The organism is Bacillus sp. GMa5/1, from assembly GCF_050172015.1.
Classification (GTDB): Bacteria; Bacillota; Bacilli; order Bacillales; family Bacillaceae_G; genus Bacillus_A; species Bacillus_A cereus.
Genome location: NZ_JBNLYC010000011.1, coordinates 1 through 15,250, shown reverse-complemented (window position 1 = coordinate 15,250; position 15,250 = coordinate 1). Strand labels below are relative to the sequence as shown.

The window sequence follows — 15,250 nt, the reverse complement described above, 5'->3', positions numbered from 1 at the left end:
AATTAAATTTTCAATTTATAATAAAAAGGGGAGTGGTTTTAGAAGAATTTTTTTATGGGGAGAAAACGAACATGTATAAAATATTAATTGTAGAAGATGATGAGAAAATCGCGGGAATATTAGAAGAGCATTTAGAAAGGTATGGCTATCAATCATTTAGAGCAAGTGATTTACGTCAAATAAAAGATGAGTTTGTAAAAGTGAATCCTCATCTCGTGTTACTTGATATTAATTTACCGTACTTTGACGGTTTTTATTGGTGTCGTCAAATTCGTACTGTATCGAATGCACCAATTATTTTTGTTTCTGCAAGAACAGGAGAAATGGATCAAGTAATGGCGATTGAAAATGGCGGCGATGATTATATTACGAAGCCATTCCATTTAGATATCGTAATGGCAAAGGTGAAGAGTGCACTTCGCCGTGGTTACGGAGAGTATGCTTCTGCCGCTGAGAGTGATTGTTTAGGTGTAAATGGACTGTTGTTATTCCCGTCTCAGCATATTGTTGAGTGGCAAGGACAACAAACTGAACTGACAAAAAATGAGTTTTACTTATTAGAGTGTTTAATGAAACAGGTGAATCAATATGTAACGCGCGAAGAACTGTTAGAAGCTCTATGGGATGAAGTAGCATTTGTGGATGATAATACATTAACCGTAAATGTAAAACGTGTAAGGAAGAAACTAGAGGAGTTAGGCATTAAAAATGCAATTGTAACGAAACGTGGATATGGTTATGCGCTTCTTACGGAGTGGGGCGAAGGGCATGAAGGTTAAAAATTACCTCATGGACCGCTTTTCTTTAATTCTTTCTTATATTGTTAGCCTTTGTTTATTTGGGCTCGTTTTACAGCTGCAAAGTCTTTTAGAAAAGAAATCCATTGATTGGAGTACGTGGTTATATGGACTTTTATTAGGAACAGTTGTGTTTACTGTATACCTCATTTACGATTACCGAAAACGGAGTGTGTTTTTAAAGAGGATCGAAAAGTATGTTACTGGTGGAAATACATTACATGACTCTTTACTTATTGATGAATCTTATACATCAGAGCAAGAAATGGTCGTTGAATCTTTTACGTTATTAAGACAGCAATATATGAATGAAGTTCATAAACAGCATGCGAAAGAGCAACAGCAAATGATATTTATGAACCAATGGATTCACCAAATGAAAACACCAGTATCTGTTATTGAATTATTGCTGCAAAAGTTTGGCAAAGAGCATCGTGAGGCAAGAGCAACAGTTGAAAGTATTCGTGAAGAAAATAACCGTATACTAAATGGTTTAGATTTAGCGTTACATATGGCAAGACTAGAGCAGTTTGCGAAAGATTATAAGATAGAAGTAGTAAATGTTATAGATGTCGTGCGAGGTATTATTAATGAAAATCGGAAATCCTTTATTCAATCGTCTGTATTTCCGAAAGTGATGTTTGAAGAAGATACTTGTATGGTTGCATCTGATAGAAAATGGTTGAGCATTGCTATAGGTCAAATTGTTGTAAACGCAATCAAGTATACAAAAATTTCAGCGGCAGAGAAAAAAGAAATTCAATTTCAAATTGAAGAGAAAAATCAAAAGGTGTTATTACATATTAAGGACAATGGAATTGGTATTCCAGAGCAAGACGTAAAGCGTATATTTGATCCATTTTTTACGGGAATAAATGGACGTAAAACGAGAGAAGCGACTGGGATGGGCTTATATATTACGAAGGAAATTTGCGATAATTTACATCATGGAATGTATGTCCAATCGGCTGAAGGAGAAGGGACAACATTCACATTCCAATTTGCAAAAGATGAAGAATATCATACATTGATGAGAAAAATGACAAAACTGTAAGATAACAAAACGTTTTGTAAGGGAAATCACTCGTTTCTTTTTCTTATTTTTCTTATAGTAAATGTAAGAAGAAAACACGTAGGGGGATTAGAAATGAGTGTTCTTGAAGTAAAAGGATTAACGAAGGTGTACCAATCAAAAGGTTCAGTAGCGACGACTGCTTTAAACGATATAAATTTTAAAATAGAAGAAGGCGAATTTGTAGGGATTATGGGTCCTTCAGGAAGTGGGAAAACGACGCTTTTAAATTTATTAGCAACAATTGATAAGCAAACTTCAGGTCATGTGCTTGTAAATGGTGAAGAAATTAATCAAATGCGTGCTGCAAAATTAGCGGAGTTTCGCCGTACACATTTAGGGTTCATCTTCCAAGATTTTAATTTACTTGATACGTTATCCATTAAAGAAAACATTATTTTACCACTTGTAATGGCGAAGAAATCTGTAAATGAAATTGATGCGAAAGTACTGGAAATTGCGAAGTTTTTAAACATCGAAGAAATTTTAAATAAAAAAGTATACGAAGTATCTGGGGGACAACAACAACGTGCAGCAGCAGCGAGAGCAATCATTCATGAACCGACGTTAATTTTAGCAGATGAGCCAACTGGAAACTTAGACTCGAAGTCAGCAAAATCGCTAATGGGCGCTCTGCAAGATTTACACGAGCAAAAGAAAGTAACGATTGCAATGGTTACGCACGATCCAGTAGCGGCTAGTTATTGTGAACGTATCCTTTTCATACGCGATGGAGAAATTTTCTCGGAAATACATAAAGGAAGAACGAAACAAGCCTTTTTCCAAGAAATTCTGGACGTACTTGCGATGCTAGGAGGAGAATATCATGAACTTTCGCCAGCTCGCGCTTAATAACGTAAAAGGAAATTGGCGTAACTATAAAGCGTTTCTTATAAGTAGTTGTTTATCAATTGTCGTATTTTTCATGTATGCTTCTTTTATTTATCATCCAGATGTCGTAAGCGGTAATATTAGTATGAGAAAGATGATCACAAAAGGATTAGAATCGATGAATTATATTGTGGTCATCTTTTCGGCACTCTTTATTTTATATGCAAATTCAACGTTTTTACGAGCAAGAAAAAAAGAGTTTGGTCTACTAACATTAATAGGCGGAACGAAATCGCAGCTCGGCCGAATGATTATATTAGAGCAACTGATGTTAGGTAGTATTGCAATTGTAGTTGGTATTGGGGTTGGGATGCTTTGTTCAAAATTATTTTTCCAAGCGTTAAGCGTATTATTAAAAATAGATAAGACACTTCCACTTGTTTGGAATAGTAAAGCAGTTCTTATTACAGCTGGTGTATACTTTATTCTATTTTTAATCCTATCATTGTTTAGTGTTTGGACAGTAGGACGCTTGCAAATTATTGATTTATTAAGAGAGGCAAGAAAGCAAAAAGTAGAGCCGTTTGCATTTACATGGTTATGTGTAGTTGGTATAGGATGTATTATTGTTGCATATGTACTTAGCTTCCAAGTAACGTTTCTGAATTTCCTCATCCTCTTTTTACCGGTGGTAGGACTGACAATTGGCGGAACGTATTTACTATTTACACAAGGTAGTACAGTTGTATTAAAAGCATTACAAAAAAGAAAGCAATCTTTTTATACGTACCCAAATATGTTCGTCCTTAGCAACCTTATTTATAAAATGAAAGATAATGCTCGTTTTCTATTTGTAATTTCTATCATTACGGCGGTAGTATCTTCAGCGGTGGGTACACTGTACGTATATTTTGAAAATATGAGTGCGAAAACGGTAGAACTTACACCACATGCTATTTCATATGAGGAAAAGGGGTTAAATACGCATAACCTTATTAATGAAGAAAAGGTACAGGAGCTTGTGAAGAGACACGGGTTTGAAGATGCACGAAAAGTAACATACGTTAAACTACCAGCAACACAGAAAATAACGTTGTTTAATAGTGAACATGAAGTACCGATGACGATTATTTCAGAAAAAGAATATAATGCAGAAGTGCGCAAACAAAAGAGAGAGCAACCTACAGAAGTTCATAATGCACCAGGTAGTGCAACGATGGTTATGGTTGATATGTCAAATGAACTGATGAAGATAGATCGTACGAAACCGTATGAATTTATAATTGACGGACAAAAGCAGTCTGTTCAATTAAATAATCCAACGCAGTATTCTGTTTTTAATGATAGTGAATATCTCATTGTAAATGAACAAGATTTTGAGAAATATGCAAAACTCGTACCAGATGAAGAAAAGACGAAATATTACGGTTATTATATTGAGGATTGGAAAAGTACAGAAAATCTTGTATTAGATTTGAAAAATGAAATTGTACCAGAAAAGCAAGGGGAATTGAGAAATTCAGTGTTTGCGTATAAGGATATAAGAGAAGGTGGAGCAATTACAATGTTCATCGGTTTCTTCGTAGCGGTACTGTTCTTCTTCTTCGCTTGTAGTATGACATACTTTAAATGGTTTAACGATAAAGAACAAGATCGTATTCAATTTAAATCGTTAAAGAGAATTGGTATGACAGATAAAGAAATTCGCAAAATTGCGATTCGACAAATGGGAGTTATCTTCTTTATCCCAATTTTAATCGGTTCCATTCATAGTGGATTTGCTCTTCATACGTTAGGAAAAATGCTTTATATTAATTTGTGGAAATCAGGTGCGCTTGTAATTGGAGCATACATTTTAGCTTCTGCCATTTACTTTATGATCGCGCAAAGAGGATATTTAAAACACGTAAAAAGCTAGGGGAACCTCTAGCTTTTTGCCTATGTAGTAAGTTACAGGAGGACGATAGATGAACATTCGGCAACTAGCGCTGCAAAATATAAAAGGAAATTGGCGTAATTATAAAGTGTTTTTCTTAAGTAGTTGTTTTGCAATATTTGCTTCTTACGCATATATGTCTGTCATTGTGCATCCATATATGCAAGAGACGATGTGGTATCAAAACGTACGCTGGGGACTTATCATATGTAATGTTATAATCATTTCTTTTTTCGTCATATTTATTTTGTACTCTACTTCTATTTTCATAGAAGCACGTAAGAAAGAATTAGGGTTATATATGTTAATGGGAGCAACGAAGTCTAACGTAATAGGAGTGATTATGACCGAGCAAATTTTAATCGGGGTCTTCGCGAATATTTTCGGTATTGGGCTTGGTATGATATTTTTAAAGCTCTTTTTTATGGTATTTAGTATGTTACTGGGGCTTCCGAAAGAACTCCCTGTCATATTTGACGTAAGGGCGATTGGTGTAACATTTATTACATATATGGTCGTTTTTATTTTGTTATCTTTTATAAGTGCTTTACGTATATGGAATATAAAAATCATTCGGTTATTGAAAGAATTTCGAACAGATAAAAAAGAGAAGAAAACATCAAAGTGGCTCTGTTTATTCGGTTTTGCTTGTTTAGTGGGCGGGTATGCATTGGCGCTACAAGTGACGATGGCTACGATAGCGATATACTTTTTCCCTGTGTCTATACTTGTCTTTTTTGGAACGTACTTTTCTTTTACACATGGAGCTACCCAAGTGTTAGAAATAATAAAGAGAAATAAAAAGATTATGTATACATATCCTTATTTATTTATAGTGAATCAATTGTCACATCGAATGAAGGAAAATGGTCGCTTTTTCTTTCTGATGTCTATGGCAACGACGTTTGTAGTTACAGCAACAGGTACGGTGTTCTTATATTTTTCTAGCATGCAAGATATGTGGCGAACTGGAGGGGTACACTCGTTTTCGTACATAGAAAAAGGTATTTCTACTCATGAAGTCTTTGAGGAAGGTGCGGTTGAAAAATTACTGCATCAATATGGGTATGACGATTTTCAATATATGAGTTTTGTTGGAGTGTATGCATCCTTTCAGTCTAGTAAAGGAGAAACAACAATAGTACCGCTTATAAAAGAAAGTGAATATAACCAAGAAGCAAGGAAACAAAAACAGAAAACGTATCGTCCTAAAAAAGGTACAGTGACACTCGTTTATTATAATAAATACAATAATTCGAATGTATATAATCAAAAAGAGATTCAATTGCAAGTAATGAATCAACCATATCAATTCGTATTTAACGGTCAGAAAGAAGGGGTTCAATTTAACCATCACCCTTCGTACATTAATGGTCTGTTCTTCGTTATGAATGATGAAGATTTTGATAGTATAGCAAATCAGGTTCCTGATTCTGAAAAAATGATATATAGAGGCTACACATTACCAAATATCGAAAAGACGAAGAAATTAAATGAAGATTTACGGAAACATATGAAACAAGATAATAATAATGCATTTCGAAGCAATATGGAGTTGTATGTAAATATGAAAGAAGGCGGCGATATTACTCTATTTGTAGGCTCATTTATTAGTATATTATTCTTTCTTACTTCATGTAGTATCGTTTATTTTAAATGGTTCCATAATATTGCATCGGACCGAAAGCAGTATGGTGCACTCTCTAAACTTGGAATGACGAAGGAAGAAGTATGGAAAATTTCTCGTTGGCAATTATGTATGCTATTTTTTGCGCCAATTATAGTAGGGAGTATGCATAGTGCAGTTGCGTTATATACGTTTCATAATACGCTTTTTATGGATGGATCATTAAGAAAAGTAGGTTTGTTCATTCTGTTTTATATCGCAGCATGTATCATTTATTTCTTCTTCGCTCAAAGAGAATATAAGAAACATTTAGACTAGCGAACGCTAGTCTTTTTTTTAATATTCGAAATTTACATAGAAGAATATAAAAAAGTATGGTATAACAGTAAGAAAACGAAAAAGAGGGGAAAAGACGATGATTCGAGTAGGATATTTAGGACCAGAAGCAACATTTACAAATATGGCGGTGAGTCGTTTTTTTCCGGAAGCAGAGCATGTACCATATCGAACGATTCCAGATTGTATAGATGCAGCTGCAAATGAAAATGTAGACTTCGCAGTTGTACCGTTAGAAAATGCAATAGAAGGTTCAGTGAATATAACGGTTGATTACCTTGTACATGAGCAGCCGCTTTCCATTGTAGGAGAAATTACAGTACCAATTCAGCAGCATTTACTTGTACATCCGCAGTATGCAGAAGTGTGGGATGAAGTATATGCAGTGCATTCTCATCCGCATGCCATTGCACAGTGCCACAAATTTTTAAATGAAGAATTAAAAGGAGTAATTGTTCGAGATATGACATCTACAAGTGCTGCTGCGCAATATGTGAAAGAACATCCTGAAGAGAAAATTGCCGCTATTGCAAATGAAGCGGCTGCAGAAAAATACGGATTAACAATTGTGAGACGTAGTATTCATACGCATAAAAATAATCACACACGTTTCTTGGTACTCCATAAGAAAAAGAAAGCAGTACTCCCGAATAACGGAGAGAATCGCGGAGAGAAAACGACACTTATGATAACGTTACCTGCAGATTATGCAGGTGCCCTATATCAAGTGTTATCAGCTTTCGCATGGAGAAAATTAAACTTATCAAAAATCGAATCGCGTCCGATGAAAACAGGTCTTGGAAATTACTTTTTCTTAATCGATGTTGATAAAGCATACGATGACGTATTATTGCCAGGCGTAACGATGGAACTTGAAGCACTCGGTTTTTCTGTTACTGTGCTGGGGAGTTATTCTTCTTATTGGTTGTAAGATGTAGATGGAATGTTGGTATTTGTCTAATCGTCAATATCATTTCATTGCCTAATATATTTTTTAATAGATTAATAAAATCCCACCTGCAGAAGGTGGGATTCTTTATTTTAACTTCGCAAGACGATCTTCTAACTGACCACGCCAAATATCAGCTAGTTCTGGAACGGCAAGAATTTTTTCAATACCATCTTTATCTTTTCTATTATGAAAATAAATTTCGTTAGAGAACAAGACAGAAACATTGCTCGGTTGACGTTCTAGTAATGTAATTTTAGAATCTTTACGTACAGTACCTTCTTGAAGAACGCGGCATAGGTAGCCTGTAAATCCAGTTGCTACAATGCGTGGCAGTATGCCAGGGATGCCAAGACGTTTTGAAATTGTGCTACAAGGTACTCTTGCTTGTGTCACTTGAATGATTGTTTCACCTAGTTGATATGTATCTCCGATGCAAACATCACGCTCTAACATATTTGTTACGGTAATGTTTTCGCCAAATGTGGAAGCTGGAAGCGTAGTTTGAAATTCCTCTTCCCATAGTGCGTAATGCTCGTGTGGGTAGACACAAACAGCACGATCAGGACCGCCGTGATGTTTTAAATCCGCTACGTCATCACCACGAAATCCGTCTTTTGAGAGAAAGGCCTCTTCTGTAGGGTCTTTACATATACCTGTTATCATTTCTTTATCTTCGCCATATTTCATTTGTTTCGGTTTGCCAATGCTAAAGTGAACGAGTTCAATTCCCATATTTGATCTCCTTTACGATTGATTACAATATTATAGCATTAAAAAAGCACAGAGAATGATAAAAACTCTGTGCCTTACATTAATAAACGAGAAATCCTGCTTTATCTAACGCCTCACAAGCAGCATCTAACTTTTCTTTAGAATCTGCCTCAATTGTATGTAAGTGAATACCATCTGTTAGTTGTGAAAGATAGGAAGCATTTGTGTTTTCGATTTTTTGTAAATATTGCTCTACATCAAAGCGATTGCTTACCATGATGGATGCTGTTAAGTCACCGTATACAGGGTGCTCAACTTTTACATCTTTAATCGTAACGCCATGGTCAACAAGCATTGTAAGTTCTTGACGTACTTCTGCTGGTTTGTGCTGGCATACGATTACGCGTTCAAAAGCTTGTTGTTTCTCTTGTGGTTTTAAATATAAATAGCCTTGGGCAGTCGCAATAATTGGTTCGTTTCGTGCTTTAAGCAAGGAAATATCTTGCACGATAACTTGTCTACTTACGTTTGTCTTCTTCGATAGTTCATTCCCAGATAACGGCTCATTTGCAGCGAGAAGCCACTGAAGGATAAGCTGTCGTCTTTCTTCGCCTAAAATCTTTTTTTGGTCATTTTGTTTCATTATGATTTAACACCTCTATAAAATTGATTTCCAATTGTGTGTAGTGCATGAATAGTAGTATCAATTTGATCTTTCGTTGTTTGTTGTCCGAAAGAGAAGCGGACATATTGTTTGGCCTCTTCATACGTTTTTCCAATTGCAAGCATAGTTTTCGAAGGTTCTTGTTTACCGACTTGGCAAGCACTTCCGGTGGAAATGGCGATACCATGGCGATTACATTCTAGCATAGTATATTGACCTTCTATTCCTTTTATTGTAACCCCAACAATATGTGGTAAACAAGAAGTAGAATGACCTTCTACTTCAATTTCTAGCGGAAGTGTTTGTATTTGCCCTAAAAAGTAGGAGCGTAACTCTTTAAAACGTAAACTTTCTTCCCATTGAGTTTTTAATATATTTTCAGCAGCTGTTAAAAAAGATGCGATGCCGGGAACGTTCACTGTACCTGGGCGAAATCCCTTTTCGTGAGAAGTTCCTGGAAATACTTGTTCCCAGCGAGATTGCGGATTTATGTAGCAAGCGCCGACACCTTTTGGTCCGTATATTTTATGTGCTGAAACAGAAAGACTATCAATCCCCATCTCAAAAACATGGATAGGCAGTTTACCAAACGTTTGCACACAATCCGTATGAAATAAAACATTATATTTTTTTAAAAGTGCCCCGATTTCTGTAATGTTTTGAACGGTTCCGATTTCAGAGTTTCCATGCTGTATACTTGCTAGCACAGTATCTTCTGTAATAGCTGCCTCTAAATCTACTAAACAAATGAGTCCATTTTTATCAACAGGAATTTCAGTGATCGTATAGCCTTTTGATTTTAGAGATTGAAAATAACTTCGAATGGATGCATGTTCCATAGGTGTCGTAATAATATGCTTCTTAGTTCGGGGATTTAGAAGTGATTGGATCGCAAGATAGTTTGATTCCGATCCGCCACTTGTGAAAAATACTCCTTGTTCTTTTCCTCCAATCATTTCCGCAAATGTTTTTCGGCAAACTTGTAATAAAGAAGCAGCTGTTCCTCCAATATCATGTAAACTTTGTTCATTTCCGAAGTATTGCGACGCTGCTTTCATATATGTTTGTAACGCCTCCTCGCTCATAGGTGTAGTAGCTGCATAGTCAAGATATATCATCATGTAAGTTCCTCTCTCTAGTAAGAGTTACAGTTCTTTTACTTTTTAAATGGTAGTGAAAATAAGAATTATAAAAAAACTCTTGTCATTATTTTAAAACTATGTAAATATAGGTGTCAAGACAGTTGAAAAGTGTAAAGTAGGAGGCAACAATTATGCCAAGTGCAGATGTCTTAATTATTGGAAGTGGTGTTGCGGCACTTCGTGTTGCAAAAGAGATTTGTCACGAAAAGAATGTGATTATTATCACAAAGGAGACGAAACGTAATAATAATACACATTTAGCTCAAGGTGGAATTGCCGCAGCGGTAGCTACATATGACAATCCTAATGATCATTTTGAAGATACATTAGTAGCAGGGTGTCATTATAACAATGAAGAAGTGGTCCGTTATTTAGTCGAGGAGGGACCGAAAGAAATTAATAACCTTATTGAAAGAGGAATGAAATTTGATGGAGATGAAACAGGTCCTCATCTTGGAAAAGAAGGAGCGCATCGAAAACGTCGTATTTTACATGCAGGTGGCGATGCAACAGGAAAGAATTTATTAGAGCATCTTATTCAAGAAGTAGCTCCATACGTTACGGTAGTGGAACAGGAAATGGTGCTCGATTTTATTATAGAAAAAGATAAATGTGTTGGGGCTTTAACTCGCAACAATAAAGGAGAATTGAAACGTTACAATGCAGATTATACGGTGTTAGCTTCAGGCGGTATTGGCGGTTTATACGCCTTTACTTCTAATGATGAGACGATTACAGGCGATGGACTTGCAATGGTGTACCGTGCAGGCGGAGAGCTTGTAGATTTAGAGTTTATACAATTTCATCCGACGATGTTATACGCGGGTGGGCGTTGTTCCGGCCTCGTGTCCGAAGCTGTTCGCGGAGAAGGAGCTGTCCTTATAAATGGAAAAGGGCAGCATTTTATGATGGATATACATTCCGAACAGGATCTAGCACCTCGTGATGTAGTCGCACGGGCTATTCATGAACAGCTACTTGCGGGTGAAAAAGTGTACTTAAACATCGAAATGATTCAAAACTTTGAACAACGCTTTCCGACCGTGTCATCGATATGTAAAACAAATGGAGTCGATATAAATAAAAAACTTATTCCAGTCGTGCCTGGTACTCATTTTCACATGGGCGGCGTGAAAACGAACTGTGATGGAGAGACGTCTATTCCGAACTTATACGCAGTCGGTGAAGTAGCTTGTAACGGAGTTCATGGTGCAAATAGATTAGCGAGTAATTCATTATTAGAAGGTCTTGTGTTTGGAAAAAGAATCGGACGACACATTTTATCTAGAGAGACAAAAGAAAAGGTGAACATGCTAGCTGAAAAGGAAGCAAAGTTTATCGTTCTGAATCATTTACCGACGAAAGAAGAAATACAAAAATGCATGATGAAATATGTTGGGATTGTGCGAACAGAGCAAAGTTTATCTTATGCGAAGAGATGGTTTAGTAAGTATGGTGTTCGAAATATGATATTACAACATGATGTTCTTACGAATGAAGAGATAACACTTATTAATATGTTAACGGCTTGTGAGCTTATAGTTGTGTCAGCCTTGCAAAGAGAAGAAAGTATTGGCGGGCATTACCGGAGTGATTATCCAGATAGAAATATAGGAAAGAAAGAGATTGTTCGAGTAAAGAGAAAACTACAACTTGTGTGATGAGGGGAAGAGAGGCTTTATGAACACGATAAAAGTTAAAGAAGCATTAAACCGATTTTTTTTAGAAGATATAGGAGAAAGAGATGTAACATCTCAGCTTATTTTTCCAGATAACTTGCTTTCGAAAGGAACGTTTCTTGCGAAGGATACAGGGGTCTTTGCAGGATGTTTAGTAATTGAATCAGGATTTAAATTAATTGATGAGAGAATTGAAATAGAGCTTCATAAAAAAGATGGGGATCTTGTAGAAAAAGGAGAAATTATTGCAACAGTGCAAGGTCCAATCGCATCGTTATTAACAGCAGAGCGCGTTATATTAAACGTTATTCAGCGTATGAGTGGAATAGCGACGATGACGCGTAAAGCGGTTCTTGCTTTAGATAGTAGCTATACTCGTATTTGTGATACGCGAAAAACGATGCCAGGACTACGTATGTTTGATAAGTATGCAGTCGTGTGCGGCGGTGGATTTAATCATCGCTTCGGTTTATATGATGGTGTCATGATTAAAGACAATCATATTGCTTTTGTTGGTTCTATTACAAAAGCTGTTACATCAGTGAAAGAAAAGTTAGGACATATGGTGAAAGTAGAAGTGGAAACAGAAACTGAGGAACAGGTGAGAGAGGCTGTCGCTGCTGGTGCGGATATTATTATGTTCGATAATCGTACGCCAGATGAAATCCGGGAGTTTTCAAAGATTGTACCAAGTGCCATCGTTACGGAAGCTTCAGGAGGCATCACAATTGAAGATTTATCGAAATACGGAAAAACAGGGGTAGATTATATTTCACTTGGAGCGTTAACACATTCAGTGAAAGCACTTGATATTAGTTTCAATATTGAAGAGTAAGGAAAGTGGCTTAGAGGGGGAGAAACGTATATGAGTATTTTAGAAAAAGTACAGCCAATTGAAACGATGTTACCAGAGCGTTATTACACAATGTCAACGGAAGATATGGAAAAGCGTGTTCGTGAAATTAAAGAGAAAATGGGGAAAATGTTATTCATTCCAGGGCATCATTATCAAAAAGATGAAGTGGTACAATTTTCAGATGCAGCAGGGGATTCACTTCAGCTTGCGCAAGTTGCAGCGAGCAATAAAGATGCAAAATATATTGTGTTTTGCGGGGTGCACTTTATGGCGGAAACAGCAGATATGTTAACTACAGATGATCAAGTTGTCATCTTACCAGATATGCGTGCAGGTTGTTCGATGGCGGATATGGCAGATATTGAACAAACAGAAAGAGCATGGAAAGAGCTCACGAAATTATTTGGAGATACGATGATTCCGTTAACATATGTGAACTCTACAGCTGCAATTAAAGCGTTTTGTGGTCGTAACGGAGGAGCAACAGTAACTTCTTCTAATGCAAAGCAAATGGTATCTTGGGCGTTTACTCAAAAAGAACGTCTCGTCTTTTTACCAGACCAACATTTAGGGAGAAATACAGCGCACGATTTAGGTATCCCGTTAGATAAAATGGCAGTATGGGACCCACACACAGATTCATTAGAGTACGATGGGGATATAGAAGAAATTCAAGTGATTTTATGGAAAGGACATTGTTCTGTTCATCAAAATTTTACAATGAAGAATATTGAGAGTGTACGAAAAAATCATCCGGATATGAATATTATTGTACATCCAGAATGTTGCTATGAAGTTGTAACTGCTTCAGATTATGCAGGCTCAACGAAATATATTATTGATATGATTGAATCAGCGCCATCTGGTAGCCAATGGGCGATTGGTACAGAAATGAATTTAGTGAATCGAATTATTCAGCAACATCCAGATAAAGAAATTGTTTCGCTTAATCCATTTATGTGTCCGTGCTTAACGATGAATCGAATTGATCTGCCTCACTTATTATGGACACTTGAAACGATAGAAAGAGGAGAAGAAATTAACGTTATTAGCGTAGACAAACAAGTAACGGCAGAAGCAGTTCTTGCATTAAATCGTATGTTAGAGCGTGTGTAAAGCAACGGTATTCCCGTTGCTTTTTTTCATACATATAATCATAACGAGAACGAAATGGGCATACATTGTTTTGAAGAAATCATTGTGGTTCTTTATGCTTATTCTACTTCGAATAATATTGAAAATCGAAGAAGTGATAAAAGTGAAAAGAAGTTAATGTTATTTAGAAAGAGTTACTTTATGAGATTTGTTACTTATAGATAAGTTATACAGGAGGGGGAAAATTTGAAAATTCATATCGTGCAAAAAGGGGATACCCTTTGGAAAATTGCGAAAAAGTACGGAGTGGATTTTGATACGTTGAAAAAAACAAATACACAACTTAGTAATCCAGATTTAATCATGCCAGGTATGAAAATTAAAGTGCCATCAAAGAGTGTTCACATGAAACAACAGGCTGGAGCAGGTTCAGCGCCTCCAAAGCAATACGTAAAAGAAGTGCAGCAAAAAGAATTTGCAGCAACACCAACTCCGCTTGGAATAGAAGATGAGGAAGAAGTTACGTATCAATCAGCACCAATTACACAGCAGCCAGCTATGCAACAAACACAAAAAGAAGTGCAAGTAAAACCGCAGAAAGAGATGCAAGTAAAGCCACAAAAAGAAGTACAGGTGAAACCACAGAAGGAGATGCAGGTAAAGCCGCAAAAAGAAGTACAGGTGAAACCGCAAAAAGAGGTGCAAAAAGAACAGCCAATTCAAAAAGAAAAACCGTCTGTTATTCAAAAACCACCTGTGATAGAAAAACAAAAACCGGCGGAAAAAGAAAACACGAAGTTTTCGGTAAATATATTACCGCAGCCGCCACAACCACCAATAAAACCGAAAAAAGAATATAAAATTTCAGATGTAATAAAAAAAGGAAGCGAGTTAATTGCTCCTCAAATTAGTAAAATGAAACCTAACAATATCATTTCTCCGCAAACGAAAAAAAATAATATAATATCGCCGCAAGTGAAAAAAGAAAATGTAGGGAATATAGTGTCGCCGCAAGTGAAAAAAGAAAATGTAGGGAATATAGTGTCGCCGCAAGTGAAAAAAGAAAATGTAGGGAATATAGTGTCGCCGCAAGTGAAGAAAGAGAATGTAGGGAATATAGTGTCACCACAAGTGAAAAAAGAAAATGTAGGAAATATAGTGTCGCCGCAAGTGAAAAAAGAAAATGTAGGAAATATAGTGTCGCCGCAAGTGAAAAAAGAAAATGTAGGGAATATAGTGTCACCACAAGTGAAGAAAGAGAATGTAGGAAATATAGTGTCACCACAAGTGAAGAAAGAGAATGTAGGAAATATAGTATCGCCAAATGTATCGAAAGAAAATGTAGTTATTCCACAAGTCATACCGCCAAATATTCAAATGCCAAATATAATGCCGATCATGGATAACAACCAACCACCGAATATAATGCCAATTATGGATAACAATCAAATGCCGAATATGATGGCAATTATGGATAACAATCAACCACCGAATATGATGCCAATCATGGATAACAATCAAATGCCGAATATGATGCCAATTATGGATAACA

General features: G+C 36.3%; 12 protein-coding genes and 1 pseudogene. 10 read left to right on the top strand and 3 right to left on the bottom strand.

All coding sequences use genetic code 11. From position 1 onward, the window contains the following. The first annotated feature begins 71 nt into the window (after window positions 1-71). From ACQGSG_RS04870 to pheA, 6 genes are all read left to right on the top strand, one after another. Complete coding sequence (locus ACQGSG_RS04870; RefSeq protein ID WP_000276723.1) at window positions 72-779, top strand: response regulator transcription factor; 708 nt, start codon at window positions 72-74, stop codon at window positions 777-779. Next, window positions 769-1,851, top strand: a complete 1,083-nt coding sequence (locus tag ACQGSG_RS04865; RefSeq protein WP_000865399.1) for a HAMP domain-containing histidine kinase — start codon at window positions 769-771, stop codon at window positions 1,849-1,851. Before ACQGSG_RS04870 ends, ACQGSG_RS04865 begins: the two co-directional genes overlap by 11 nt. Before the next feature lie 93 nt (window positions 1,852-1,944). Further along, window positions 1,945-2,721, top strand: coding sequence for an ABC transporter ATP-binding protein (locus tag ACQGSG_RS04860; protein WP_000114529.1), 777 nt, complete (start codon window positions 1,945-1,947; stop codon window positions 2,719-2,721). Continuing rightward, window positions 2,696-4,618, top strand: coding sequence for an ABC transporter permease (locus ACQGSG_RS04855; RefSeq protein WP_065703128.1), 1,923 nt, complete (start codon window positions 2,696-2,698; stop codon window positions 4,616-4,618). Before ACQGSG_RS04860 ends, ACQGSG_RS04855 begins: the two co-directional genes overlap by 26 nt. 49 nt (window positions 4,619-4,667) lie before the next feature. Continuing rightward, a complete protein-coding gene (locus ACQGSG_RS04850; RefSeq protein WP_001026367.1) occupies window positions 4,668-6,581 on the top strand; it encodes an ABC transporter permease in 1,914 nt (637 codons plus the stop codon). A gap of 97 nt (window positions 6,582-6,678) precedes the next feature. Continuing rightward, a complete protein-coding gene (gene pheA / locus ACQGSG_RS04845) occupies window positions 6,679-7,530 on the top strand; it encodes a prephenate dehydratase (protein ID WP_000621699.1) in 852 nt (283 codons plus the stop codon). 105 nt (window positions 7,531-7,635) lie between these two features. Here the strand turns inward: pheA and ACQGSG_RS04840 are convergent, their stop codons facing one another. The 3 genes from ACQGSG_RS04840 to ACQGSG_RS04830 form a co-directional block, all read right to left on the bottom strand. Then, complete coding sequence (locus ACQGSG_RS04840) at window positions 7,636-8,283, bottom strand: MOSC domain-containing protein (RefSeq protein WP_000510668.1); 648 nt, start codon at window positions 8,281-8,283, stop codon at window positions 7,636-7,638. Between the two features lie 79 nt (window positions 8,284-8,362). Beyond that, complete coding sequence (locus ACQGSG_RS04835; protein WP_000812240.1) at window positions 8,363-8,905, bottom strand: transcription repressor NadR; 543 nt, start codon at window positions 8,903-8,905, stop codon at window positions 8,363-8,365. Next, the gene (locus tag ACQGSG_RS04830) at window positions 8,905-10,047 is read right to left on the bottom strand and encodes an IscS subfamily cysteine desulfurase (RefSeq protein ID WP_016111795.1); all 1,143 of its coding nucleotides are present in this window, start codon (window positions 10,045-10,047) and stop codon (window positions 8,905-8,907) included. The genes ACQGSG_RS04835 and ACQGSG_RS04830 overlap by 1 nt, the downstream gene beginning before the upstream one ends. A 152-nt stretch (window positions 10,048-10,199) precedes the next feature. On the opposite strand from ACQGSG_RS04830, the gene nadB reads away from it, so the two are divergent. The 4 genes and pseudogenes from nadB to exsA form a co-directional block, all read left to right on the top strand. Then, window positions 10,200-11,729 (top strand): L-aspartate oxidase, encoded by a 1,530-nt coding sequence (nadB, locus tag ACQGSG_RS04825; RefSeq protein ID WP_098295394.1) that lies wholly within the window; start codon window positions 10,200-10,202, stop codon window positions 11,727-11,729. Between the two features lie 19 nt (window positions 11,730-11,748). Beyond that, window positions 11,749-12,582: a carboxylating nicotinate-nucleotide diphosphorylase gene (gene nadC, locus ACQGSG_RS04820; protein WP_065703133.1), complete on the top strand. Its 834-nt coding sequence runs from the start codon at window positions 11,749-11,751 to the stop codon at window positions 12,580-12,582. A gap of 30 nt (window positions 12,583-12,612) precedes the next feature. Further along, window positions 12,613-13,719 carry a quinolinate synthase NadA gene (gene nadA / locus ACQGSG_RS04815; protein ID WP_325842551.1) on the top strand — a complete coding sequence of 369 codons (1,107 nt, stop codon included), beginning with the start codon at window positions 12,613-12,615 and terminating at the stop codon, window positions 13,717-13,719. 225 nt (window positions 13,720-13,944) lie between these two features. Further along, window positions 13,945-15,250: pseudogene (gene exsA / locus ACQGSG_RS04810) on the top strand (spore coat assembly protein ExsA); the annotation flags it as partial.